Annotated in this window: 19 protein-coding genes; 11 read left to right on the forward strand and 8 right to left on the reverse strand. The window is 71.6% G+C overall.

Annotation, left to right across the window (positions count from 1 at the left end; translation table 11 throughout):
• Window positions 1–84 precede the first annotated feature (84 nt).
• A complete protein-coding gene (locus tag ABNF97_RS26355; RefSeq protein ID WP_349340155.1) occupies window positions 85–516 on the forward strand; it encodes a CU044_2847 family protein in 432 nt (143 codons plus the stop codon).
• A gap of 39 nt (window positions 517–555) precedes the next feature.
• Here the strand turns inward: ABNF97_RS26355 and ABNF97_RS26360 are convergent, their stop codons facing one another.
• Window positions 556–1,908, reverse strand: coding sequence for a lysine N(6)-hydroxylase/L-ornithine N(5)-oxygenase family protein (locus ABNF97_RS26360; RefSeq protein WP_349340156.1), 1,353 nt, complete (start codon window positions 1,906–1,908; stop codon window positions 556–558).
• Between the two features lie 242 nt (window positions 1,909–2,150).
• Here ABNF97_RS26360 and ABNF97_RS26365 point away from each other — a divergent pair, with 242 nt between their 5' ends.
• A complete protein-coding gene (locus tag ABNF97_RS26365; RefSeq protein ID WP_349340157.1) occupies window positions 2,151–3,110 on the forward strand; it encodes a methionyl-tRNA formyltransferase in 960 nt (319 codons plus the stop codon).
• 75 nt (window positions 3,111–3,185) lie between these two features.
• On the opposite strand, the gene ABNF97_RS26370 is transcribed toward ABNF97_RS26365, so the two are convergent.
• Window positions 3,186–4,082: an alpha/beta hydrolase gene (locus ABNF97_RS26370; protein ID WP_349340178.1), complete on the reverse strand. Its 897-nt coding sequence runs from the start codon at window positions 4,080–4,082 to the stop codon at window positions 3,186–3,188.
• A gap of 273 nt (window positions 4,083–4,355) precedes the next feature.
• Window positions 4,356–5,189 (reverse strand): AraC family transcriptional regulator, encoded by an 834-nt coding sequence (locus ABNF97_RS26375; RefSeq protein ID WP_349340158.1) that lies wholly within the window; start codon window positions 5,187–5,189, stop codon window positions 4,356–4,358.
• Window positions 5,190–5,427: 238 nt separating this feature from the next.
• Between ABNF97_RS26375 and ABNF97_RS26380 the strand changes: the two genes are divergently transcribed.
• The 9 genes from ABNF97_RS26380 to ABNF97_RS26420 all read left to right on the forward strand — a co-directional run bounded on the left by ABNF97_RS26380 (window position 5,428) and on the right by ABNF97_RS26420 (window position 17,791).
• On the forward strand, window positions 5,428–6,216 hold the full coding sequence (locus tag ABNF97_RS26380) for an SDR family NAD(P)-dependent oxidoreductase (protein ID WP_349340159.1): 789 nt from the start codon (window positions 5,428–5,430) through the stop codon (window positions 6,214–6,216).
• A 284-nt stretch (window positions 6,217–6,500) separates the two neighbouring features.
• The gene (locus tag ABNF97_RS26385; protein ID WP_207230540.1) at window positions 6,501–7,409 is read left to right on the forward strand and encodes an ABC transporter permease subunit; all 909 of its coding nucleotides are present in this window, start codon (window positions 6,501–6,503) and stop codon (window positions 7,407–7,409) included.
• Window positions 7,406–8,302, forward strand: a complete 897-nt coding sequence (locus tag ABNF97_RS26390) for a carbohydrate ABC transporter permease (protein WP_349340160.1) — start codon at window positions 7,406–7,408, stop codon at window positions 8,300–8,302. Before ABNF97_RS26385 ends, ABNF97_RS26390 begins: the two co-directional genes overlap by 4 nt.
• Window positions 8,303–8,350: 48 nt before the next feature.
• Window positions 8,351–10,012 (forward strand): extracellular solute-binding protein, encoded by a 1,662-nt coding sequence (locus ABNF97_RS26395; protein WP_349340161.1) that lies wholly within the window; start codon window positions 8,351–8,353, stop codon window positions 10,010–10,012.
• 264 nt (window positions 10,013–10,276) lie between these two features.
• Window positions 10,277–13,432, forward strand: coding sequence for a glycosyl hydrolase 115 family protein (locus ABNF97_RS26400; protein WP_349340162.1), 3,156 nt, complete (start codon window positions 10,277–10,279; stop codon window positions 13,430–13,432).
• 135 nt (window positions 13,433–13,567) lie between these two features.
• Window positions 13,568–14,782 (forward strand): ABC transporter substrate-binding protein, encoded by a 1,215-nt coding sequence (locus ABNF97_RS26405; RefSeq protein ID WP_349340163.1) that lies wholly within the window; start codon window positions 13,568–13,570, stop codon window positions 14,780–14,782.
• A 116-nt stretch (window positions 14,783–14,898) separates the two neighbouring features.
• The gene (locus ABNF97_RS26410) at window positions 14,899–15,993 is read left to right on the forward strand and encodes an ATP-binding cassette domain-containing protein (protein ID WP_130463273.1); all 1,095 of its coding nucleotides are present in this window, start codon (window positions 14,899–14,901) and stop codon (window positions 15,991–15,993) included.
• Window positions 15,990–16,934: an ABC transporter permease gene (locus ABNF97_RS26415; protein WP_349340164.1), complete on the forward strand. Its 945-nt coding sequence runs from the start codon at window positions 15,990–15,992 to the stop codon at window positions 16,932–16,934. Before ABNF97_RS26410 ends, ABNF97_RS26415 begins: the two co-directional genes overlap by 4 nt.
• Window positions 16,934–17,791, forward strand: a complete 858-nt coding sequence (locus ABNF97_RS26420) for an ABC transporter permease (protein WP_349340165.1) — start codon at window positions 16,934–16,936, stop codon at window positions 17,789–17,791. The genes ABNF97_RS26415 and ABNF97_RS26420 overlap by 1 nt, the downstream gene beginning before the upstream one ends.
• Window positions 17,792–17,804: 13 nt before the next feature.
• On the opposite strand, the gene ABNF97_RS26425 is transcribed toward ABNF97_RS26420, so the two are convergent.
• The 5 genes from ABNF97_RS26425 to ABNF97_RS26445 all read right to left on the reverse strand — a co-directional run bounded on the left by ABNF97_RS26425 (window position 17,805) and on the right by ABNF97_RS26445 (window position 23,994).
• Window positions 17,805–20,000: an AMP-binding protein gene (locus tag ABNF97_RS26425; RefSeq protein WP_130463276.1), complete on the reverse strand. Its 2,196-nt coding sequence runs from the start codon at window positions 19,998–20,000 to the stop codon at window positions 17,805–17,807.
• Window positions 19,922–21,142 carry a beta-ketoacyl synthase N-terminal-like domain-containing protein gene (locus ABNF97_RS26430; protein WP_349340166.1) on the reverse strand — a complete coding sequence of 407 codons (1,221 nt, stop codon included), beginning with the start codon at window positions 21,140–21,142 and terminating at the stop codon, window positions 19,922–19,924. Before ABNF97_RS26430 ends, ABNF97_RS26425 begins: the two co-directional genes overlap by 79 nt.
• Window positions 21,129–22,322, reverse strand: a complete 1,194-nt coding sequence (locus ABNF97_RS26435) for a beta-ketoacyl-[acyl-carrier-protein] synthase family protein (RefSeq protein ID WP_349340167.1) — start codon at window positions 22,320–22,322, stop codon at window positions 21,129–21,131. Before ABNF97_RS26435 ends, ABNF97_RS26430 begins: the two co-directional genes overlap by 14 nt.
• A 25-nt stretch (window positions 22,323–22,347) precedes the next feature.
• Window positions 22,348–22,590, reverse strand: coding sequence for a phosphopantetheine-binding protein (locus ABNF97_RS26440; RefSeq protein WP_165436738.1), 243 nt, complete (start codon window positions 22,588–22,590; stop codon window positions 22,348–22,350).
• Window positions 22,591–22,878: 288 nt separating this feature from the next.
• Entirely contained in the window at window positions 22,879–23,994 is a 1,116-nt protein-coding gene (locus tag ABNF97_RS26445) for an L-dopachrome tautomerase-related protein (RefSeq protein ID WP_130463280.1), read from the reverse strand.
• Between the last annotated feature and the right edge of the window lie 203 nt (window positions 23,995–24,197).

The following is a 24,197-nucleotide window of genomic DNA, read 5'->3' on the forward strand; positions in this document are numbered from 1 at the left end:
ACCGATGACCGGACGACGGTCCGGAATGCTGATGATCCGCCATTAGACTGGGCCGGCCGCGGTTCGTCGACGGGGAGGACGGCGATGACCTACTACGTGGAGATTCCGGTCGACGACGACAGCAGCGTGCTCGTCGAGGTGACCCACCAGGTCACCGGGGTCGCTCCGGCCGGTCGCCCCCGCGAGGTGGTGGCCCGGCTGTCGGAGACGTTCGGTGAGGCGTTCGACCGGTTCCACCGGCTGGCCCAGAGCGCCGCCGCACGGGCCCGCGACGCTGGCGGGGCCGACCGGGTGGCGATCGAATTCGGTCTCAAGGTCGCCGCGAAGGGCGGTTTCGTGGTCGCCGAGACTACCGGCGAGGCTCACATGAAGGTCACCTTCGAGTGGAACCGCCACACCGGACCAAGACCCGGCACGGCCGAGCCGGACGAGGGCGCCCCGGACGGGTCGACCGCAGAGCCGGACCACTCGCCGGACCCATCGGCGGGCCCGGACCCGTCGGCCCTCGCCGGCTGACCGGGCCCGGTCAGCCGGCGAGGGGTAAGCCGTACCGGGTCAGGCGGGGCCGGAGGCACCGGCGTACTCGGGTTCGCGGTCGGGTGTCGACACGGCGGAGCGGACGCAGATCGAGTCGAGGATCTCGGCGGCCCGCACGGCGGTGTTGGAGAGCAGCGAGGAGGAGATGCCGTGGCTGTGCTCGGTACCGCCCTGGAGGTAGATGCCGGCCCGTACCTCCGGTCGGGTCCGCAGCCGGTAGTCGCGGTCCACCCGGGGCCGCCCGGCGTCGTCCCGCAGGCACACCTGCGCCGCCTCGCCGAGCAGCTCGAAGGGGTCGACCGGCCGGTATCCGGTGGCGAAGACCACCACGTCGGCGTCGAGCACCCTCCGCTCGCCGGTCACCAGCGACTCCAGCACCATCCGCACCCCCGTCGGGGTGCGGACCGTCTCGACCGGCCGCGACAGGTTCAGCACCCGGAGCCGTTCGATGCCCCGGACCTTCTCCTGGTAGACGCGTCGGTACAGCTCGTCGATGAGTTCGGCGTCGACCACCGAGTAGTTGGTGTTGCCATGGTAGGCGAGCATCGACTCCTTCACCTCCGGCGGTGCCGTGAAGTACTCCTGCACCGCCGCCGGGTCGAAGATCCGGTTGGCGAACGAGCTGTCGTCTGCCGGACTGTAGCCGTACCGGGAGAAGACCGCGCAGACCTCGGCGGCGGGGAACTCGCGGTGCAGGTGGTCGACGGCCTCGGCCGCGCTCTGCCCGGCACCGACCACGACGAACCGGGACGGGGCCGCCGGCACCAGGCCGCGTAGGTTCGGCAGCAGGTCGCGGCTGTGCCAGACCCGGGTGTCCAGGGTGATGCCCTCCGGCAGGTACGGCCGCAGCCCCACCCCCAGCACCAGGTTGCGGGCCCGGTAGCCGACGGGGGCGGCGGAGCACGGGCCGGCCTGGGCCAGCACCTCGAAGTGGTCGAGTTCGCCGTCCCGCCAGACCGGGCGTACGTCGACCACGTCGTGCCCGTAGCGGACCATGTCGTCGACCTGCGCCGCCGCCCATTCGAGGTAGTCGTGGAACTCGACCCGGGACGGGAAGAGGTTCTTGTGGTTGATGAAGTCGATCAGCCGACCCCGGCTCTGCAGGTAGCAGAGGAAGCTGAACCCGCTGGCCGGGTTCCGCAGCGTCACCAGGTCCTTCAGGAACGACACCTGCATGGTGGCGTCGTCGAGCAGCATCCCCCGGTGCCAGCCGAAGCCGGCCTGGCGCTCCAGGAAGACCGCGCTGTCGATCCGGCCCGGGCCGGCGGCGGCCTCCCGGATGGCGATGGCCAGGGCGAGGTTCGACGGACCGAAGCCGATGCCGAGGAGATCGTGGACCTGGGAGTCGTCGCTGCGATTGGTTCGTGACATACCTGTCCCATCAGTCTGCCGGCCGGTCGGCGGCGTGGTGGAGGACGTGGATCCGTGCGGACGAGGTGCGGCTGGCGCGGACGGTCGACCATCCGCAGCATTTAGGTTAGGCTAACCTACACCATGGTCAAGGACAATATGGACCACCTGACCAGTGCGAACCGCACGGGAACGCAGGCCCGAAAGGGCTGATCGGAACGCGCGACCGGGGCAAGACGAACCAACCGTAGAGGAGACCGTCGATGCGGGTTGTGATGTTCGGCTACCAGACCTGGGGGCACCGCACCCTGCAGGCGCTGCTGGACTCCGAGCACGAGGTGACCCTGGTCGTCACGCATCCGAAGAGTGAACACGCGTACGAGAAGATCTGGGACGACTCCGTGGCCGAACTGGCCGAGAAGCACGACGTACCGGTGCTGCTCCGCAAGCGTCCCGGTGACCCCGAGCTGATGGAGCGGCTCCGGCAGGCCGCGCCCGAGGTGATCGTGGCGACCAACTGGCGTACCTGGCTCCCGCCGGAGATCTTCAACCTGCCGCCGTACGGGACGCTGAACGTGCACGACTCGCTGCTGCCCGCGTACGCCGGGTTCAGCCCGCTGATCTGGGCGCTGCTCAACGGCGAGCGCGAGGTCGGGGTCACCGCGCACCTGATGGACGAGACCCTCGACGCCGGTGACATCGTGCTGCAACGCGCGATACCGGTCGGCCCGACCGACAGCGCCACCGACCTGTTCCACCGCACGCTGGAACTCTTCGGCCCGATCACCGTCGACGGGCTGGCGCTGATCGCCTCCGGCCGCACCGACTGGACCCCGCAGGACCGCACGAAGGCGAGCTTCTTCCACAAGCGCTCCATCGAGGAGAGCCGGATCGACTGGAACTGGCCGGCCGACGAGATCGAACGGCTGGTGCGGGCGCAGTCCGATCCGTACCCGAACGCCTTCACCCACCACGACGGCGCGCGACTGCGGATCCTGGCCGCACGGGTCTCACAGGGTCGCTACGGCGGCACGCCCGGCCGGATCTTCTACCGGGAGGGCGACGGCGTGGTGATCGTGGCCGGCGCCGACGCGCGCCGGGGGCACCGGCCGGGCCTGGCCATCACCCGGGTACGCACCGACGACGGCCAGGAGCACGCCGCCACCGACTATTTCCGGACCATGGGTGGCTACCTGACCCGCTACCCGGACGGCCGGCTCTAGACCGCCGGGCTCGGCGACGGCCGGCTCCAGACGGTTGGTCTTCGACCGGGTCCCGGCCGTCCGGTCTGGTCATCCTCACCCGGCGCGATGCAGGTGGCCACGGAGGAAGTCGAGGATCTCCCGGCGTGCGGGCCGGGCGGCCGGTACCAACCCGGGAATGCTGAGGAAGGCGTGGGTGGCCTTCGGGTAACACGTCAGGCGCGCGTCGGTGCCCGCCTCACGGAGCCGCTCCACGTACCGGCGCCCGTGGTCGGCCACCGGGTCCAGCGCGGCGGTGACGACCAGGGCCGGTGGCAGGCCGCCGAGATTCTCGAACTTCACCGGGGACACGCTGTGCGGGTCGAGCGTGGACGGCAGGCTCAGCCTGCGGCTCACCCGCAGCCGGGACGGTGAGAGCGTGGGGTTGTCGGCGTTCTCGGCGACCGAGGGGTAGTCGGTCAGCGTCTCGGTCCAGTCCGTGGTCGGATAGTTCAGTACCTGGGCGCGCAGCGGCGGGCCGTCCTCGCGGGCCCGCAACGCGACGAGGGCGGCGATCATGCCCCCGGCGCTCTCCCCCAGTACCGCGACCGCGCTGGGGTCGACGCCCCAGCCAGGGGCGTCCTCGACCAGCCGGACGAGCGTGTCGTAGCCGTCCTCGATCGGCCGGGGCAGCGGGTGCCGCGGTGCGAGGCGGTACTCCACCGACACCACCACGGCCGGGCAGCGGGCCGCGAGATGGCTGTTGAGCCAGTCGTTCTGCGCGGCGGTGCCGCCGATGAAGCCTCCACCATGGAACGAGACGACCAGCGGCAGTCTCCGGTCCGCCTTCTTCGGACGGTGCACCCGCAGCATCAGGCGTCGGCCCGGAAGCTCGATCGTGGCCTCCTCGATCCGGGCGTGCCGGTCAGGCCGGCCGGTGACGATCCGTGCGGCCCGGGACAATGCCGCGCGGTTGGCCTTCTCCCCCGCGGCGATCACCTGCTCCTCGGTCATGGCCTCCCAGTCCTGGCCGTCCCGCAGGAGGCGGGTGCCCAGTGGCGCCCTGCCGCTCATATCGTCCCGGTCCCGGGCGTGTGCGTCGTCATCGTCCGACCGTCCGTCAGGTGGCTCAATGGCCATCGTGCGCTCTCGGGCATGGCTGACAGCATCGTCGACGCGGGCGCCGCCGGTATTGGAGAAATGTTCCACCCGGTCAGCCCGGTCAGCCGGTCAGCCCGGCCGGCCAGGCGCCAGGGCGCCGGGTCGGGGGCGTACCCTGCAGGCCCGTTACCGTCTGGGCCACGCGACGTCGTCCACCGCGAGCCAGGGCGCGACCGCCACGGTCGCGGGTGTCATCCCGGCAAGGGCCATCACATCCCGGCAGAGGTGGGACTGGTCGACGAAGCCGCTCTCCGCCGCCACCCGGGCAGCGCTGTGCCCTGCGGCGAGGCGGTGTGCCGCGTGGTCGAACCGGATCAGCATCGCGGCGCGCTTGGGCGTGAGACCCAGCTGTGACCGGAATCGGGACCACAGCCGCGTGCGGCTCCAGCCCACCTCGTCCGCCAGGCGCTCCACCCGGACCCGCCCCCGGCGCGTCACCATCTGCCCCCAGACGAAGGCGACCTCCGGATCCACCGCCCGGCCTGCCGCACGTCGGCCGGCAAGCGCGGCCGCCACGACCCCGAAGCGGTCGTTCCAGGATCCCGCGGCACGCAGTTGCCCCTCGATCCGCTCGGTGTCCCGCCGCCCCCAGAGATCCTCGAGACCGAGCACGGTCGCACCCAACTCGAACGCCGCACCGAGCGTCGTGTGCGCGACCACCGGCGAGAGCCGTACCTGCAGCAGGTCGACCTCGCGCCCGCTTCCTCGGACGCTGCCCGAGGCCAGGCCGACGACGACACTGCCACTCTTCCGCTCGCCGCCGGCGCCATCGACGAGCAGCACATCGCCGAAGTCGAACAAGAGCGTGAGTGCCGGGTGCGGAACCGCCTGAAGCTCGACCCGACCCTCCGCCCGAGCGCGGAACCCGGCCATGCTGACCCCGGCCATCGGGCCCGAACCTGCCGGGACCACCACGTCCACCTCAGCCCCCGCGACACGAACCGGCCTGACAGGTCGCATGCCTGCCAGGGTAGAACCACCCGCCCGGCGTCGACCGACGCAGGCGGTCAGCCGGGAGGCGGGCCGGCTGTTCCGGGCGGTCGACGGCAACGACGCGGGCCGACCCGGCGAATCCCCCGGTCCGGTAGCGGACCGGACAGGTCGCGGAGGTCGGTTCCCGCGTTCGGCATCGGCGCCACCCCGAGGCTGCCTAGGCTGGCGTTGGCCGAGGGGCCACGCGTGACGGGAGAGTGGGTGCATGACCGGAACGAAGGCCCCGGGCAACGGAGCCGGCCTGCTCGCCGGCAAGGTCGCGCTGCTGATGGGCGCGGGTCGCGGCATCGGCGCGAGCGCCGCCCGGCTGTTCGCCCGCGAGGGTGCCGCCGTGGTGCTGGCGGCCCGGACCGAGTCCGAACTCGCCGACGTGGTCGGAGAGATCCGCGACGGCGGCGGGACCGCCGACTACGTGCTGGCCGACCTGACCGACGGGGGAAGCATCCAGGCTGCGGTGGAGAACGTGATCCGGCTGCACGCCCGGCTGGACGTGGCCCTCAACAACGGCGGCATCTCGATCCCGCACACCCCGATGGTGAACGCGACCGAGCAGAAGTTCGACCTGGTCACCTCGGTCAACTATCGAGGACTGTTCCTCTCGATGACCGCGGAGATCCGGGCGATCCGGGCCACCGCCGGGTCGGGGGCGATCGTCAACGTCAGCAGCGTCGGCAGCCTGCGCGGCGCACCGGGGCTCGGCCCGTACGCGGCGACGAAGCGGGCCGTGAACAGCCTCACCGAGACCGCCGCCGTCGAGTACGGCCCGGAGGGCATCCGGGTGAACGCCATCGCCCCGGGTACCACGATGACCGGGGTGATCCGGCAGTGGGCCGACGACGAACCGGCCGCCGTCGAGCGGCTCAACACGCTGACCCCGCTGCGCCGGGCCGCCGAGCCGGACGAGATCGCCGAGGCGGCGGCCTGGCTGCTCAGCGACCGCGCCTCCTTCGTCACCGGCGTCTGCCTGCCGGTCGACGGCGGCCTCCGCGCCTGATCCGCCCCCGGGCGAGGCCGGCCGCCGCGATCTCGGTGCTGACCGGCGGAGCTGAGTAGTGCGTCGCGCATCGAGGCGTTCCGGTGCGACGTCTCCAGCCGTACGCCGAGGGTGTTTCCGCACTGACCGCCCGAGGGGATCCCGACGGGATCGATTCGTGTCTTGACGCTCATCAGGGGTGACCCTAGGTTTACCCCGATGTAACAGCCGACCTCCGGAACTGCCGCGATCCACCGTGTGTCCACGGCGCGCATCCGGCGGGAGTGGATGGAGAGTAGGCCGGCTTGTCGTGGTGGGACCGGGTACGGCGGGATCACATCCTGCTGCTCGCCGCACTTCCCGGCGTCGCCCTCCTGCTGACGTTCCACTATCTACCGTGGCTCGGCAACGTGATCGCGTTCAAGGACTACCAGCCGTACGTCGGGATTGTCGACAGTCCCTGGAGCGGGCTGGCAAACTTCCGGATCATCGTCAGCGGCGATCCGGCGTTCCTGAACGCGCTGGCCAACACCCTGATCATCACCCTGCTCCAGGTGCTCGTCGTCTTTCCCGCACCGATCGCCCTCGCACTACTACTGGACAGCCTGATGTCGCAGCGACTCAGGCGGGTGGTGCAGAGCGTCCTCTACCTGCCGCACTTCCTCTCCTGGGTGATCGTGGTCGCGATCTTCATGCAGTTGCTCGGCGACGGCGGTCTGCTCAACCGGTTCCTCCTGGACCACGACCTCGGCACGGTCAGCATCGTCAGCAATCCGGAGGCGTTCTTCGCCCTGGTCACCGGCCAGGTGCTCTGGAAGGACGCCGGCTGGGCGACGATCCTCTTCCTGGCCGCGCTCTCCCGGATCGACGGCACGCTCTACGAGGCGTCCGCCGTGGACGGCGCCAGCCGGTGGCGGCAACTGTGGCACATCACCCTGCCGGGGCTGCGCGGCCTGATCGTGCTGCTGCTGATCCTGCGACTCGGTGACGCGCTGACCGTCGGCTTCGAGCAGATCGTGCTCCAGCAGCCGGCGGTCGGGGTGGACGCCAGCGAGGTGCTCGACACGTACGTCTACAACAACGGCATCCTCGCCGGTGACTGGGGGGTCAGCGCCGCGGTCGGGCTGGTCAAGGGCCTGGTCGGGCTGCTGCTGGTGCTCGGCGCCAACCGACTCGCGCACCGCTTCGGAGCGCAGGGGGTCTACCGGCGATGACGAACCGACCGACCATCGCGGGCGTCACCGTCGCGTCGAGACCGGTACGCGCGTTGAAGGGCCTGATCCTGGCGGTCTGCTGCGCGGCGGTGGTCGTACCCTTCCTCGGGATCGTCTCCACCAGCCTCGCCACGCGCGAGCAGATCACCCGGGACGGCGGCTTCGTGCTCGTCCCCGACGAGGTCAGCTTCGCCGCGTACGCCGCGATCCTCTCCGGTGGCGTGGTGACCCGGGCGACCCTGGTCAGCCTCTTCGTCACCCTCGCCGGTACGGCGTTGAGCATGGCCACCACCATCCTGCTGGCGTACGGACTGAGCCGCCCCCGGTCGGTGGCGCACCGCCCGCTGCTGATGGTGGTGCTCTTCGCCCTGCTCTTCGCCCCGGGAATCATCCCGAGCTACCTGGTGGTGAAGAGCCTCGGGCTGCTCGACAGCTACTGGGCGCTGATCCTGCCGGTAGCGGTCAACGCGTTCAACGTGATCATCCTGCGGGCGTTCTTCATGGACCTGCCCCAGGAGGTGATCGACAGCGCCCGGATCGACGGTGCCGGTGACGTCGCCGTGCTGTTCCGGATCGTCCTGCCGCTGAGCAGAGCGGTACTCGCGGTCATCGGGTTGTTCTACGCGGTGGCGTACTGGAACGCGTTCTTCAACGCCCTGCTCTACCTGAACGACACCGCGAAGTGGCCTTTGCCGCTCGTGCTGCGGACGTATGTGGTCAACCAGACCCAGCTCGGCGTCGACCAGCTCGGCTCGGCCGGCGCGGCACTGCCGCCCCAGGAGGCGATCCAGATGGCCATCCTGGTGCTCTCCGTCGTCCCCGTCCTCGTCGTCTATCCCTTCGTGCAGCGACACTTCACGAAGGGCGTCCTGATCGGCGCGGTCAAGGGCTGAAAAATCGCTCCTCCTCCCCCGAATCCCGCAGCGCCTCATGGAGCCTCGATGACCAGTGATCCGCCGATCGGCCGCCGACAGTTTCTGACCGGTGCGCTCGGCAGTGCCGCCTTGATCGCCACCCCTGCCCTGCTCGCCGGCTGCGGCGACGGCGGCGCCCCCGCGGGCGACGACCGGAACCGGGCGAGCAACTCGGCCACGCTGCCGAGCTACCTCCCGTACACCGGGGTCAGCCCGGATCTGAAGGGCAACCGGCAAGGGCTGCTGGACGCCTTCCTGAGCTACCCCGAGCCGCCGGTGCGGGCCACCGACGGCCCGCCCGGCGACGGCGGTGAGCTCTCCGCCTTCGTCCTGACCAACTCGCCGGTACCGCCGGCGGTCGGGCAGAACCCGTTCTGGCAGGAGATGAACCGCCGGCTCGGCGTCAACCTGCGGTTGACCATCGTGCCCAACGCCGACATGCCGACCAAGTTCGCCACCCTGGTCGCCGGGGACGACCTGCCGGACATCATCGTGCCGGCGCTGTACACCCCGAACGGCCTACCCGCCGGTACGGCGAACCTGCCGGCCTGGCTCGCCGCCAAGTGCCAGGATCTCAGCCCGTACCTGAGCGGCGACGCGGTGCGGGAGTACCCGTTCCTGGCGAACCTGCCGACCGACGCCTGGCGGGACTGCCGCTACAACGGCGGCATCTACGGCCTGCCGGTGCCCCGGGGCATCGGCGGCACCCTGATGATGCGCCGCGACGACCTGTTCACGCAGCTCGACGCCGACCCCCAGCCGGGCAGCTTCGCCGAGTTCCGGGACCTCTGCCGCCAGGTCACCGACGCCCGGGCGAACCGCTGGGCGCTGGCCCAGGCTCCGCTGGACTTCGTCCGGCAGATGCTCGGCAACCCGTGGCGGTGGAAGCTGGAGGGCGGCCAGCTGGTCAGCGCGTACGAGCGGGAGGAGTTCGGCCAGGCGCTCGCCGACACCGCCCGGCTGGTCAAGGACGGCGTGGTGCATCCGGACAGCTTCAGCAACAACGCGCCGACGAAGAAGTGGTTCAACGCGGGCAGCGCCCTGATGATCGCGGACCGGTACACCGCGTGGCCGCAGTTCTTCGCGGAGAACATCGCCGGGCCGGACTTCGACATCGGCGGGATGCGGCCGCCCCGGCACGGCGGTGGCGGGTTCGCGGCCACCTGGCAGGCGCAGGCGACCAACAACTTCACCGCGTTCAGGAAGGCCAACGAGGGCCGGATCCGGGCACTGCTGAGGGTCTGCAACTGGCTGGCCGCGCCGTTCGGCACCGAGGAGTGGCTGCTGCGCCGGTACGGCGTCGCCGGGGTGCACTACCGGATGCGGCAGGGCGGGCCGGAGCTGACCCAGGCCGGGGTGACCCAGACGGTGCTCGGGATCCGCTACATCGTGGACGCGCCCGACGTGATCTTCGTGCCCGGTGCGGCGGAGGCGACCCGCAAGTCGTACGAGTACCAGAAGTCGATCATTCCGACGGCGGTGAAGGATCCCACCCTCGGGCTCTTCTCCGACACCTGGTCCCGGCGCTCCGGCCAGCTCGGCACCATCGTCAACGACGCCCAGATGGACATCCTCAGCGGGCGCAAGCCGGTCTCGGCCTGGGGCGAGGTGCTCAAGCAGTGGCGGAGCACCGGCGGCGACCGGGTCCGGGCCGAGTTCGAGGAGGCGATCGCCAACAGCAGCGACTGAACCTTCTTCAACCTGAACCGCGCGGCGCTCACACACCGCGTCCGACCTCGCGCTCCGACGGACCGCAAGGGGAGGTTGAAAAAGGTCCACTGACCCGCCCCGGCCCGGGCGGTAGGCGGGCGGGCCGGCACGGTGGTCTCCCGCCTCCGGATCGCGCGCTCTTGACCGGATATCGATGGCTGTCTAGATTTCCTTTCCGGAACGGTTCCGACGAGTTTCGCAGGCACCCGGTCATGCCCACCCTCTTACGGTCCGGAGCGCGAAATGAGCAGGTTCACCAGTCCCCCCGACCCACCGGCTTCCGTCCACGGCCGACGCACCAGCCCGAAGGCCTGGCGAACGCTGCTGTCGCTCACCCTCGCCGTGGCGGCCGCACCCGCCCTCGGCCCCTCCTCGGCCACGGCCGGTGGGCACGGCGGCGAAGCCAGGCAGGATCGGGCGGGCTTCGTCTCCCCCCGGTCGAAGCCGGGCAGCCTGCCGCTGGTCGAACGCGGTCGGGCCGCGACGCTGGTGGTCAGCGCCAGCGACCACCCCGGCGTGGTCCGCGCCGTCGGTGACCTGCGCGGCGACGTCGAGCGGGTCACCGGGGTACGCCCGGCGCTACACACCGACCGGGTCCCGGGACGCGGCGAGGTCGTGCTGGTCGGCACCATCGGGAAGAGCCCGCTGATCGACGGGCTGATCGCCGCCCGGAAGCTCGACGTACGCGGCGTCGCCGGCCGGTGGGAGACCTCGGTCCAGCAGATCGTCGCCAACCCGTTGCCCGGGGTCCGCCGTGCCTTCGTGATCGCCGGCAGCGACCAGCGCGGCACCATCTTCGGGACGTACGAGGTGTCGAAGCAGATCGGCGTCTCGCCCTGGTACTGGTGGGACGACGTGCCGGCCCGACACAGCGCCGAGTTGCACCTGCTGCCGGGCCGGCACAGCCAGGGCACCCCGGCGGTGAAGTACCGGGGCTTCTTCATCAACGACGAGAACCCGGCGCTGGGCACCTGGGCGCCGAACTTCTTCGGCCCCGGGCTGGCTCCCGGCTATCAGGGCGGCCTCAACCGGCACTTCTACGCCAAGGTCTTCGAGACCATGCTCCGGCTGAAGGCGAACTACCTCTGGCCGGCGGTCTGGGGCCGCGCCTTCGCCGAGGACGACCCGGCCAACCACGCCACCGCGAAGGAGTACGGCGTGGTGATGGGCACCTCGCACGAGGCGCCGATGATGCGCGGCATCGAGGAGTGGAACCGGCACGCCCGGGGCGGCACGGACCCGTACGGCGGCAACGGCGAGTGGAGTTTCCGGCGCAACTCGGCGGCGCTGCAGGAGTACTGGCGGGACGGCATCGAGCGGATGACGGAGCAGGACTTCGAGGGCGTGGTCACGCTCGGCATGCGCGGCAACGGCGACGTGAGCCTGCCCGACGGCGACGGCATCGAGCTGATGGAGAGCATCATCGCCGCCCAGCGGCAGATCCTCGCCGAGGAAAGCGGCCGCGAACTCCCCGACATCCCGCAGGTCTTCACGCTCTACAAGGAGGTGCAGCGCTACTGGGACCGGGGCATGCGCCCGCCGGACGACGTCACCGTGGTCTTCTGCGACGACAACTGGGGCAACCTGCGGAGGCTGCCGGACCAGAGCCTGCCGGCCCGCCCCGGCGGGTACGGCATGTATTACCACTTCGACTACGTCGGCGGCGGCCGCAACTACAAGTGGGTCGACACGATCAACCTGGCCAGTACCTGGGAGCAGCTCCACCTGAGCTACCGCTACGGAGTGGACCGGCTCTGGGTGGTCAACGTCGGCGACATGAAGAACGAGGAGCTGCCGCTCCAGCTCTTCCTCGACTACGCCTGGGATCCGGACGCCATCCCGATCGAGCGGCTCGACGACTGGCAGCGGGCGTACGCGGCGCAGAACTTCCCCGACCGGTACGCCGCCGAGATCGGCGAGATCCTGCACGAGTACGGCCGGCTCCAGGCGCGGCGCAAGCCGGAGCTGTTGAACCGCCGGATCACCCTGGACCCGGCGAAGGACCCGGCGACCGACTCCTCGGCGGTGGTCTACACCGACGACAACCCGTACAGCCTGACCGCCTACCAGGAGATGCGCCGGGTGGTGCGGGAGTGGGCCGAGCTGGCCGACCGGGCCGGGCGGGTCCGGGCGCGGCTTCCGGACAGCTACGACGACGCCTACTACCAGCTCGTCCACTACCAGGTGGCGGCGACGGCGAACCTCTACGCGCTGCGTGAGGCGCAGTTCACCAACCTGCTCTACGCCGCGCAGGGCCGGGCCGCCACCAACGCGATGGCCGACCTCGCGCAGCGGTACTTCGACACCGACCAGGCGATGTCCGACTACTACAACAACACGCTGGCCGGCGGGAAGTGGCGGGGCTTCCAGACCCAACCCAAGATCGGGTACGGCGACGTCGAGCGGTACGGCCCGAACGCGCCGTGGCAGCAGCCCGAGCTCAACCACCAGGCGCTGCCGGACGCCTTCTACCCGCACCTGCGCCGGATCGAGCTGCCGGCCACCGCCGAGTTGGGCGTCGCGATCGACGGCTCGGAGAAGTACTGGCCGGCCGAGTCCGGACCGGCGGTGCTGCCGACGTTCAGCCCGTACCAGAGCCAGCCGGGGCAGTACCTGGAGATCTTCAACCGGGGTTCGGTGCCGTTCGACTACACGGTCCGGGCCGGCGCGCCCTGGTTGAGGCTCAGCCGGACGGCGGGCCGGGTCACCGACCAGGTCCGGATCGAGGTCCGGGTCGACTGGCGGCACGCGCCGCACGGCGACACGACGGTGCCGATCACGGTCACCGGCCCGGGCGGCGAGAGCGTCGTGGTGCGGGCCAGGGTGGACAATCCGCGGGGTCTGCGCCCGAGGGGGCACGTCGAGGCGAACGGTTACGTGTCGATCCCGGCCGGGCACTACACCCGGGCGGTGCACGGCGGCGGGGTGCACTGGAAGCGGATTCCGGACCTCGGCCGTACCGGCGACGGGCTGACGCCGTTCCCGGTCACCGCGGCCAGCCGGACACCCGGCGACAGCAGCCCGCGCCTGGAGTACGAGCTGACGCTGACCTCGGCCGGCCCGGTGAAGGTGTCGGCGTACCTGTCGCCGCGCAACAACGTGCTGCCGACCGAGGGGCTGCGCTACGCCGTCTCGATCGACGGCGCCGCTCCGCAGGTCGTCAACGTCACCACCGCCACCGGCGCGAACGACACCTCGATGAACCGGCAGTGGGAGCGGAACACCTCGCAGAACGTCAACGTCACCACGACCACGCACCCCGTCGACGGGCCGGGGGTGCACACCCTGAAGTTCTGGATGGTCGACCCGACCGTGGTGGTGCAGCACCTGGTGGTGGAGACCGCCGAGCTGCCGTACAGCTATCTCGGTCCGCCGGAGAGCCGGCGGACCGGCCGCTGAGACCGCGGGCGGTCGCGAGGCCGCGCCATCGGTGTTCACCCCGGCCCGGACGGGTCGGGGTGAACCGGCCGACATATTGAAACTTTTCAACTCCGACGGCACGACGGACGCGCTCGAACCCAGAGAGGGATGCCCATGCGCCGAAGCCAACGCCCACGGTTCGCCGCCACCGCCCTGACCGCGCTGAGTCTGGTCGCCGCCGCCTGCGGTGCGCCGGAGGCCGCCGGGCCCGGCCCGACCGGGGGTGCGGTGCCGGACAAACCCGGCTCGCCGGTCGTACTGAACATCCTCGACGTCGCCGGCAACCTGCAACTCACCCAGTCGATGATCGACGACTTCGTCGCGAAGAACTCCGACACGGTCTCCAGGGTGACGTACTCGAAGTCGCCCTCGCCGGAACTGGTCGGCAAGGTCAAGGCGCAGCAGGACGCCAACCGGGTCGAGATCGACCTGGTGCTGACCGGGGTGGACGGGCTCGCCGCCGGCATCGACCAGGACCTCTGGACTCCGCTGCTGCCCACCCACGCCGACCGGCTGCCGGGGATGGCGAACTACCTGCCGGGCGCGGCGGCGATGCAGGAACTCGCCGGCGACCACGGGGTGACGATCACCTACTACCCGTCCGGGCCGCTGATCGAATACCTGCCGTCGAAGGTGCCGAACCCGCCGACCACGGCCCAGGGGCTGCTCGACTACGCCAGGGCCAATCCCGGCGCGGTGCAGTACGCCCGCCCGTCCAACTCCGGCCCCGGCCGCACCTTCCTGATGGGATTGCCGTACCTGCTCGGCGACTCGAACCCGAAGGACCCGGTCAACGGCTGGGCGAAGACCTGGGCCTACCTGGCCGAGCTGAACAAGTACGTCCGGCTCTACCCGTCCGGAACCGGCGAGACGATGAAGAACCTGGCCAACGGGTCGGCGAAGATCATCGTCACGACCACCGGCTGGGACATCAATCCGAGGGTGCTGGGCACCGTGCCCGAGGAGGCCAGGATCGGCACGCTGGACGGCTTCCACTGGGTCACCGACGCGCACTACGCGGTCGTGCCCAAGGGGGTCTCGACGGACAAGCAGGCCGCCATCCTGGCCCTGCTGAACCACATGCTGACGCCGGAGCAGCAGGCCAAGGCGTACGACCAGGGCTACTTCTACCCGGGCCCGGCGATCAGGGACGTGCCGCTGTCGATGGCGCCGCAGGCCAGCCGGGACGCGATCGAGAGGTACGGCCGCCCGGAGTACGAGCAACTGATCGCGAACAACCCGCTGGAGGTGCCGCTGGACGCCAAGGCACTGGTCGAGGCGTTCAGCCGGTGGGACCGCGAGATCGGCGGCGCCAAGGTGCGCAAGTGAGTGCGAGGAGTGAGCCGGGTCTGCGAGCCCCGCAGTCACGAACGGAAGACGTACCAGTGAGTGCGAGGAGTGAGCCGGGTCTGCGAGCCCCGCAGTCACGAACGGAAGACGTACCAGTGAGTGCGAGTGCGAGGAGCTTCGTCGAGTTGCGGCTGGACGGCGTGACGCGGAGCTTCGCCGGCCAGGACGCGCTGACCGACCTGCACCTGACGGTCCGGCGCGGAGAGTTCATCGCCCTGCTCGGCCCCTCCGGCTGCGGCAAGTCCACCGCGCTGAACTGCCTCGCCGGTCTGCTCCCGCTGACCCGGGGCAGCATCTGGGCCGACCAGAGCCGGCTCGACACCGTACCGGCCGAGAAGCGCGGCTTCGGCATGGTGTTCCAGAACTACGCCCTCTTCCCGCACATGTCGGTACGCCGCAACGTCGCGTTCGGCCTCCAGATGCGCCGGTTGCCCCGGGCCGAGATCCGGCGGCGCACCGAGGAGGCCATCCGGCTGGTCCGGCTGGAGGAGCACGCCGGCAAGCTGCCCGGGCAGCTCTCCGGCGGACAACAGCAGCGGGTCGCCATCGCCCGGGCGGTGGTGCTGGAGCCCGTGCTGGTCCTGATGGACGAGCCGCTGTCCAACCTGGACGCGAAGCTGCGGCTGGAGATGCGTACCGAGATCCGCCGGCTGCACCAGTCGCTCGGGCTGACGACGGTCTACGTCACCCACGACCAGGAGGAGGCGCTCTCCCTGGCCGACCGGTTGGTGGTGCTCCGCGAGGGCCGGGTGCAGCAGGTCGGCACCCCGGAGGAGTTGCACACCCGACCGGCGAACTGGCACGTCGCCGACTTCATGGGCTACCGCAACCTGCTGCGGTTGCGGGCCGAGCGGGGCGGCGGCCCGGACGAGGTGGTGGTGACCGGCCAGGGCCTGCGGCTGGCCGGCACCCCGGTCGGGCCGGTGCCGCCCGGTGCCGAGGTGGTCGCCGGGGTGCGCCCGGAGGACCTGCGGATAACCGGGCCGACCGACGGTGTACCGGCCGTCGTGGAGGTGGTCGAATACCAGGGGCGGGAGGTGGCGGTCGAGGCACGTACCGCCGAGGGGGTGCAGTTCAACCTCCGTACCGACCAGCGTCCGGTGCCGGGCGACCCGATCGGGATCGGGGTGGATCCGGCCCGGCTGCTGGTCTTCCCGCTGGACGGACCGGCCGCCGGAGGCTCCCGGTGAGCGCCACCGCGAGTCCACCCCGGGCCGGCGAGCGGCCGGCCGAGCCGCGTCCGCCGGGCGGGACCCGGGTGGCGTTGCGGCACCGGCTGGCCGAGCGTGGCATCGACAAGCAGCTCCTGCTGCTCGTCCCGGCCGCGCTCTTCGTCCTGGTGCTCTTCATCTATCCCTTCGGATACGGCGCCGGGTTGTCGTTCCAGCCGACCGAGGGCGGTCCGTTCGCGGCGTACCAGGAGTTCTTCTCCGATCCGTACCAGCGGGACACCATCTGGACGACGCTGAAGCTGGCCCTGCCGGCGGCCCTGCTCAACGTCGCCGCGTCGGTGCCGATCGCGTACCGGATGCGGGGGCGGTTCCGGGGAAAGCGGCTGCTCACCACCGTCCTGGTGGTGCCGATCACCCTCGGCACGGTGCTCACCGCGCAGGGGCTGCTCAACTTCCTCGGCCCCACCGGATGGTTCAACCGGATCCTGCTGGGCGTCGGGCTGGCCGACGAACCGGTCCGGCTGACCAACAACTACTGGGGCGTGTTCTTCTCCATCGTCATCACCGGCTTCCCGTTCGCCTTCCTGCTGGTGCTGTCGTACCTGTCGGGCATCGACCCGACCCTGGAGCGGGCCGCCGCCACCCTCGGCGCCGGTTGGTGGCAGCGGTTCCGCCGGATCACCCTGCCGCTGCTGGCACCCGGGCTGGCCACCACGTTCTGCCTCACCTTCGTGCTGGCGTTCAGCGTCTTCCCGTCGGCGATCCTGGTCGGTGATCCGGCCGGTACCACCAGGGTGATCTCGATCGCCGCTTACGAGGCCGCGTACGTCCGGTACGACTATCCGCTGGCCGCCGCCATCGCGATGCTGATGGGGCTGGTCGAGCTGCTGGTGATCGCGGCCGTGCTCGGCTGGCGGACCCTGCTCTACACCGGATCGACGGCGGCAGGGAAGGGCTGATGGGCTCGGTGACGATCCCGGCGCCTCGCCGGCGCCGCCTGGTCGCCCGGCCGGCGGCCTGGCTGATCTGGGGCGTGGTGGCGTTCTTCTTCGTCAACCTGGCCGGTGTGATCGGCTCGGTGCTGGTCAGCTCCTTCGGCGACCGCTGGTACGACAGCTGGCTGCCGCAGGGCTACACCACCGGATGGTACGGGCAGGCGTGGCAGGAGTTCGGCCTGTTCCAGGTGCTGGTGGTGACCCTGGAGGTGTCGCTGCTGGTGGTCGGCATCTCGGTGCTGATCGGGGTGCCGGCCGCGTACGTGCTGGCCCGCCGCTCCTTCCCCGGCCGGCGACTGCTCTACCTGCTGTTCCTGCTGCCGATCCTGATGCCGCCGATCACCTACGGCATCCCGCTGGCCACGGTGCTCTACAAGTACGGTTTCGCCGGGCACCTCTCCGGGGTGGTACTGGCCAACCTGGTGCCGTCGGTGCCGTTCGTGATCCTCACGATGACCCCGTTCATCGAGCAGATCGACCCGGCGGTGGAGCGGGCCGCCCGGATGTGCGGGGCGGGCACCCGGCAGATCTTCGTCCGGATCCTCGCCCCGCTGCTCACCCCGGGCATCCTGGCCGCCTCGATCCTGGTGCTGGTGCGGACGGTCGGGATGTTCGAGTTGACCTTCCTCACCGCCGGCCCGGACTCGCAGACCCTGGTGGTGGCGTTGTACTACTCGATGTCGGCGGCCGGTATCCGGGCCCAGCAGTCCATCGACGCGATGGCGGTCATGTACACCACGATGATGCTGGTGCTGCTGGTGATCGCGCTGCGGTTCGTCAATCCGACCCAGCTCGTCGCCCGGGTCAGGGAGGACGTCTGAGGTACCGCGACGGTCAGTCCCGGAACATCCCGGCGAGCACCTCCGCGGTCCGGGCCGGGTTGGTGGCGACGAAGTAGTGGTCCCCGGGCACCATGTGCAGGCTGGCGATCCGGTCGACGGGAATCCGCGCGGTCACCGCGTCCCGGGTGCAGAGCCCGTCGTCGGTGCCGAGCAGCACGTGCACGGCCCGGGACCGTACGCCCTGGAAACCGTCCGGGGCGAGTGCGATGTCCCGGCGGAACCGGGGCAGCAGCAGTCGGGTGATCTCCTCCGGGGTGAGCCCGCTGGTCGGCAGCAGCCCGGTGCTGCGTAGCCCGGCCAGCAGCGTCTCGTCGTCGTCGGAGACCAGCGCCGACCGCTGCGCGCCGGGCACCATCGGCGGGGCGGAGAGCACCACCTGGGTGCCGTCCAGCCCGTCCCCGGCAGCGTCGGCCACCGCGGCGGCCAGCACCGCACCGAGACTGTGTCCGAACAGCACCGCCCCGTCCGACAGGTACGGCGTGCCCGCCCGCCACCAGGCGTCGGCCGCGTCGACGATGGTGGCGCCGTCGGAGTAGGTCGCCTCGCCGGCCACCACCCGCCACGAGCCGGGCAGGTGTCGGGCGAGCCGGGTGAACGCCCCGGAGGAGCCGCCCGCGTACGGGATGCAGATCAGGGTCCGGCCGGGGCCGTCGCGCAGTACCCGCATCCGGACCGCCGCCGGCCCGTTGGCCCGGTTCCGGAGGTGGAACCGGGCGAGCTTGCCGGTCGAGGTGGTCGGCAACGCCTCGACCACCTCGACGACGGCGGGGCGCTTGTGCGGCGGCAGCCCGGCCCGGAACGCCGCCCGGGCCGCCCGGCGCAGCGTCCCCGGGTCGACGCCGGCGGCCGGCACCAGATAGGCGACCGCCTGTTCCAGCCCGGCCCGGTCCCGGCCGCCGACCACCGCGCACTGGGCGAGGCCGTCGAGGTCCCGGACCGCCGCCTCGACGTCGAGCGGCGAGACCTTGTAGCCACCGATGTTGATCAGGTCGTCGTGCCGGCAGAGGTACCGCAGCTCGCCGTCCGGCTCCCGCCGGACGATGTCGCCGGTGTACGCCCCGCCGTCGGCGAAGGTCCGCGCCGCCGACTCGGGACGGTCCAGGTATCCGGCGGCCACCGACGGGCCGGCCACGTGCAGCCGCCCCTCGGTCCCGTCCGGCACGAGCCGGCCGATGTCGTCCCGGACGGTCACCGTGGTGCCGGGTACCGGCCGGCCGGTCGAGCCGGGCTGGCTACCCCGGGTGGCGAGCACGATGTGCAACACCTCGGTCGCGCCCAGGCCGTTGACCAGCGGCACCCCGAATGTCGCGGTGAAGTCGGCGCACAGCGACGCCGGGAGGTGCTCCCCGGCCGAGACGGCGAGGCGCAGCGAGGTGAGGTCGGGTACGCCGGTCGGGTCCCTCGGGTCGCCCTGCCCGGCCCGGTCGAGCAGCGCGGCGTAGACCCGGGGCACCGCACAGAGCACGGTCGGGCGCTGCCGGGCGATCGTCGCGGCCAGCCGGTAGACGTCCGGCGGTCCCTGGTTGAGCAGTACCCCGGCGCCGGCGGCGAGCGGAAAGATCAGCGAGTTGCCGAAGCCGTACCCGAAGGAGAGCTTGGCGGTGGAGAGCACCAGGTCGTCGGGGCCGAGGTCGAGGATCCGGCCGAAGCCCTCCAGCACCCCGGTCACGCCGGTCCCGGTGTGTAGTACCCCCTTCGGCCTGCCGGTGCTGCCCGAGGTGTACTGGATCACCACCACCTCGGACGGCGGCTGGCTCACCGGCGGCGGTGACGGTGGTGCGCCCGGGACCAGCCACTCCGGGCCGCCCCGGGGCAGTGCGAGGCCGGCCCGGTCCGCCCGGGCGCCGCCCGCCTCGTCGGCGTGCAGGAATCCGGCCCGGCAGTCCTCGGCGATGAACCCGAGTTCCGTCTCGGTCAGCATCGGGCTGACCGGTACCGCCACCGCACCCCGCCACCACAGTGCCAGGATCGCCACCGCGGTCGGCAGGTCGTCGTCGGCCACCACCAGACCCCGGGTGCCGGGGCCGACCCCCGCCTCGGCCAGCCGCGCCGCGTAGCCGCGTGCCGCCCGGTACAGCTCCGTGTAGCTGAGCTGCCCGCCCGCGCCGGTCAGGTAGGCGACCCGCTCGCCCCGACCGGACGCGAGCGCTCGCCCCACCAGCCGCTCGACGAGGTTGGCGCTCCCCATGATGAGACCTCCAGGATGGCTGCGTTGCCAGATGGTTCGATCGCGAGCGCGAGCAGGCTGGCCGGGGCCGGGGCGCTGGCGCAGTACGCGACGGCGCAGGCCGCCGCCAGCAGGCCGCCGGCCGCCCCGAAGTCGCCGAGCGACCGTTCCAGGTGCCAGACCGGTCGGCCGCCGACCACGGCGAGTGCCTCGGCCAGCTCGGTGTCCACGGTGGAGACGATGGTGCCGACCGTTCCGGCCGGGGTACCGCCGGCCGCCGCGTCCCGCTCGGAGGCGCGGCGGACGGACGGTGCACCGGCGGACGGTCCGGCCGCACTGCCCGATCCCGCGGGGCGGGCGGCGCGGACCAGGGCGCGGCACTGGGCCGCCAGGTCGGAGCGGTCGAGGGTGATCCGGTGGAACCGCCCCAGCCGGATGCCCGGCTCATCGTCCCGGCACGGCGACACCGCCAGGCAGGCGGCGCCCTCGGCCGCGACGAAGCCGTCGGCGAGCCCGGGCAGAGTCCACCGGCTCACCGTCGCCGAACCGCCGACCAGGGCCCGGGCCGCCTCGCCGTCGGCGAGCAGCCGGGTCGCCTCGACCAGGGCGGTCAGGCCGGCCGCCGTACCGCCGGTCGTCGTCTCGTTCGGCCCGTCGAGTCCGAGCCGGATGGAGACGGTCGCGGCCGGCCCGTTGAACGCCGAGGCGGGACCGAGGGTCGGGCTGGTCAGCCCCGGGTCCAGGGTGGCGGCCTCGACGCAGAGGGCGGCGTACTCGGCCAGTCCCGCACTCGAACTGGCCCAGAGCACCGCGGCCGGACCGGTCTGGACGGGGTCGTCCGGCGACGTCGCGAGCCACGGGTCGGGCGGATGGTCGGGCGGGGTTGGATATGCCTCGGCGGCGGCGGCCAGCGCGAGCAGGGACTCGGCGGGGACGGCCCGCAGGCCCCGCCCGGCGACGGCGGTCGGGATCCGGGGCGGAACCGGGGCGTGCGTCCGCCGGTCGAGCGGGGCGAGGTCGGTGTCCGGGGCGGTGAAGCGGCGTACCGGCGCCGGCGGCAGGGGTGCGCCGTCGACCACCCGGGCCAGCTCCGCCGCGTCGGCCACGCCGGGCAGCCGCAGCCCCAGGCCGCGTACGGCCAGACAGGCGTCAACCGGCGGCACGGTCGGCCTTTCCGAGCAGTACGGTCGAGACGCCGCCGCCGAAGCCGAACGCCTGGCTCAGCACGACCCCGACCGGAGCCGGCCGGCCGGCCGGCTCGACCAGGTCGATGCCGCCGCAGGCCGGGTCGGGTTCGATCAGGGTGACGTTGCCCGGCACCAGGTCGGCGCCGAGCGCGTGCACCGCGACGATCGCCTCCAGGACGGCGGCGGCCCCCTCGGCGTGCCCGAGCTGCCCCTTCACCGAGGAGACCACCGGTCGGCGGCGGCCGGCCAGCGCCTTGGCCACCGCCCGCGCCTCGATCCCGTCACTGGCCTGGGTGCCGGTGCCGTGTGCGCAGACCCAGTCGACGTCGTCGCTGGTCAGCCCGGCTCGGTCGAGGCAACCGTGGATGGTCGACACCAGGCCGTTGCCGTCCGGGTGCGGCTGGGTGGGGTTGTGCGCGTCGGCCGCGGCGGCGCAGCCGAGTAGCCGGGCCAGTGCCCGCCCGCCCCGGGCCGCCACCCGGTCGGCCCGCTCCAGGACCAGCACTCCGGCGCCCTCGCCCGGGATGGTGCCCCGGCGGTGCACGTCGAACGGTCGCACGGTGTCGACCGCGAGCGCGCGCAGCGAGGTGAACATGGCGAGGATCTCCAGGGAGAGTTCGGAGACGCCGCCGCAGACCGCTACGTCGACCTCGTCGGCCGCGACCGCCCGGGCTCCGGCGGCGATCGCGCTGTTTCCGGCCGCGCAGCCGGGTGCGAACAGCGCCGTCGGGCCGGTTACCGTGACCACCTCGCGCAGGATGTCCAGCAGTGTGTCCGGCCGGGCCCAGCCCTGGCCCGGCACGTCGAGCCGACGCGTCCCGATCCCCCGGTCCAGGATCGGCCGGGTGGCCATCACGGTGCCGGCGAAGACGCCCAACCGGTGCGCCCGGCTCCGTTCCGGCACTCCGGCGTTCCGGAGCGCCTCCAGTGCGGCGACCGCGAGGAACCGGGCGGCCAGGGATTCGTGGCCGGGAACCATCGCGTCGAGGTCCACGACCGCGCCGGCCGGCACCTCGGCGCCGCATCGGGCCGGGTAGCGGGACATGTCGAACCGGGCCACCGGGCCGGTCAGCACCCGCCGCTCGGTCACCGCCGTCCAGAGCGCGTCCGCGCCGAGGCCGGCGGCGGAGACCGCACCGACTCCGGAGATCACCACGGCCGGGCGTCCGGGCCGGGTCCGGTCACGGGCCAACGGAGATGCCCCGATCCCGGAGTACGGCGAGGGTGTCACCGAAGTCCTGGAGTCCGGCCGCCTCCTCGTCGGTCAGCCGTACGCCGAGCTGCCGCTCGATCCGCACGACGAATTCGACCTTCTGCACGGAGTCGATTCCGAGATCCTCGTAGAAGGCCGCGCCCTCGGTGATCTCGTCCGGGTCGACCTCGAAGATCTCCGCCGCCAGGTCCCGCAGAACGGCGGTCGACACCCTGTCTCGCTGCGCCAAGTCCGGCTCCCTTCCCGATCACCGCTCGCCACGTTTCGTGGAACTTGCGGGTGGGCTCACAGTGAAGTTTTCCAGGAAGGAAACGACGCGGGAATCGCTGGAGATGCGACCGAATAGCTTGTTCACGCCAACCGAACAGCTCGTTACCGCAACCCGATCAGGTCGGCAGGGAACGGAAAACTTCATATCGTCACCGGACGATCTTTCGGCGTCGGATGATGGCCGGTTCGGCGGCAGACATTGTCGTTGATCACTCGCAGCTGATCGGATTCATGTCGGCATGGGCAGCAGCGCCACCGGACCGGCGTCGATACCGATCCGGAGCAGGGCGTACGGACGGCGGCGCCGGTCCACCCCGCCGGAGTAGTCGGGCTGGCGGTGGAGCTGGTTGGCGGTGACGTAGAGGTACCCGTCGGCGCCAACGGACAGGGTGTCCGGCCAGAGCAGGCGCGGGTCGTGTACCACGGTCTCGAACCGGCCGTCCGGGTGCCGGCGCAGGATGGCGTTCTGCTCGTAGGCGGTGAGGTAGAGCCGGCCCGCGTCGTCGCTCTCCAGACCGTCGGAGCCGGACCCCTTGTCGCCCTCGTCGCGGACCGTCGCCGCCACCTCTGCGTCGTCCAGGGACCGGTCGACGAGTGCGTCCACCGAGACGCTGAAGAGCCGGCGGGAGGCGAGCGGGCAGTAGTAGAGGCGGCTGCCGTCGGCCGAGATCGCGATCCCGTCGGAGCCCATGGCGACCGGGCTCGGCGGCCCGTCTGGTGGGCAGACCAGGAACGGCCGCCCCTCGACCAGGGGACGGAAGGTGGTCAGCGGTTCGGCCTTGGTGGAGGGATGGTCGTGCAGCCGGCGCCAGGCCGTCCCGCTGGCCAGGTCCACCACCACGATCCCGTTCGGGCCGGAGGTGGACGAGTCGGTGATGAACGCCGCGCCGGCTGAGCGGCGGCGCAGGTCGAACCGGACGTCGTTGAGATACGAGGTGGGCAGCGCCACGTCGGCGGAGAAGACGATCGTCTGGGTGACCAGGTCGGTGTCGAGGTCGACGCAGACCAGCTTGGGACCACCGTGGCGGGTCGGCTGGAACTTCGGGCTGCCGGTGTCGAGGATCCAGAGCCGGTCGGTCGGGTCGACGACGACGCTCTGCACCGAGACCAAGGAGCCGGCGTCGTCGTCGCCGGCCGGATTGTTCCAGTCCCGATCCGGATAGGGCACGCAGGTGCCCTCGCGCAGTTCGGCGACGGTGGCGTCGACCTGGTCTCCCCAGCGCGGGAAGTTGACGAAGATCCTTCCCTGCCGGGAGACGGTCACCCCGGTCGGCATGGCACCGGAGAAGGTGTGCACCGTCTCCAGTCGGCCGAGCGGCTCGTCGCTGGTCAGTTCGTCGCTCATCCGCACCCCCCGTGGCCCGCCCGCACACCGGCCGGTCGAGCCGGCGACCGGCTCGACCACCCCGCCACTGTAAGCCGAACTACTGGGCTGAATGCTTGAATAGCCGGATTTACCTGGACATCACCGGACCAGTCGCCACCGAATCGAAGGACACAGCCGCACATCGATGTAGAAGTCTTTCCAAGAGGGCTCGTGATTGGTTA

It is taken from the genome of Plantactinospora sp. B6F1, from assembly GCF_040120695.1.
Taxonomy (GTDB): Bacteria; Actinomycetota; Actinomycetes; order Mycobacteriales; family Micromonosporaceae; genus Plantactinospora.

Excerpts from the sequence above, each read along its gene's own strand:
- ABNF97_RS26355 (WP_349340155.1), top strand. The coding sequence starts at position 85 with ATGACCTACTACGTGGAGATTCCGGTCGACGACGACAGCAGCGTGCTC.
- ABNF97_RS26360 (WP_349340156.1), bottom strand. The coding sequence starts at position 1,908 with ATGTCACGAACCAATCGCAGCGACGACTCCCAGGTCCACGATCTCCTC.
- ABNF97_RS26365 (WP_349340157.1), top strand. The coding sequence starts at position 2,151 with ATGCGGGTTGTGATGTTCGGCTACCAGACCTGGGGGCACCGCACCCTG.
- ABNF97_RS26370 (WP_349340178.1), bottom strand. The coding sequence starts at position 4,082 with ATGACCGAGGAGCAGGTGATCGCCGCGGGGGAGAAGGCCAACCGCGCG.
- ABNF97_RS26375 (WP_349340158.1), bottom strand. The coding sequence starts at position 5,189 with ATGCGACCTGTCAGGCCGGTTCGTGTCGCGGGGGCTGAGGTGGACGTG.
- ABNF97_RS26380 (WP_349340159.1), top strand. The coding sequence starts at position 5,428 with ATGACCGGAACGAAGGCCCCGGGCAACGGAGCCGGCCTGCTCGCCGGC.
- ABNF97_RS26390 (WP_349340160.1), top strand. The coding sequence starts at position 7,406 with ATGACGAACCGACCGACCATCGCGGGCGTCACCGTCGCGTCGAGACCG.
- ABNF97_RS26395 (WP_349340161.1), top strand. The coding sequence starts at position 8,351 with ATGACCAGTGATCCGCCGATCGGCCGCCGACAGTTTCTGACCGGTGCG.
- ABNF97_RS26400 (WP_349340162.1), top strand. The coding sequence starts at position 10,277 with ATGAGCAGGTTCACCAGTCCCCCCGACCCACCGGCTTCCGTCCACGGC.
- ABNF97_RS26405 (WP_349340163.1), top strand. The coding sequence starts at position 13,568 with ATGCGCCGAAGCCAACGCCCACGGTTCGCCGCCACCGCCCTGACCGCG.
- ABNF97_RS26420 (WP_349340165.1), top strand. The coding sequence starts at position 16,934 with ATGGGCTCGGTGACGATCCCGGCGCCTCGCCGGCGCCGCCTGGTCGCC.
- ABNF97_RS26425 (WP_130463276.1), bottom strand. The coding sequence starts at position 20,000 with ATGGGGAGCGCCAACCTCGTCGAGCGGCTGGTGGGGCGAGCGCTCGCG.
- ABNF97_RS26445 (WP_130463280.1), bottom strand. The coding sequence starts at position 23,994 with ATGAGCGACGAACTGACCAGCGACGAGCCGCTCGGCCGACTGGAGACG.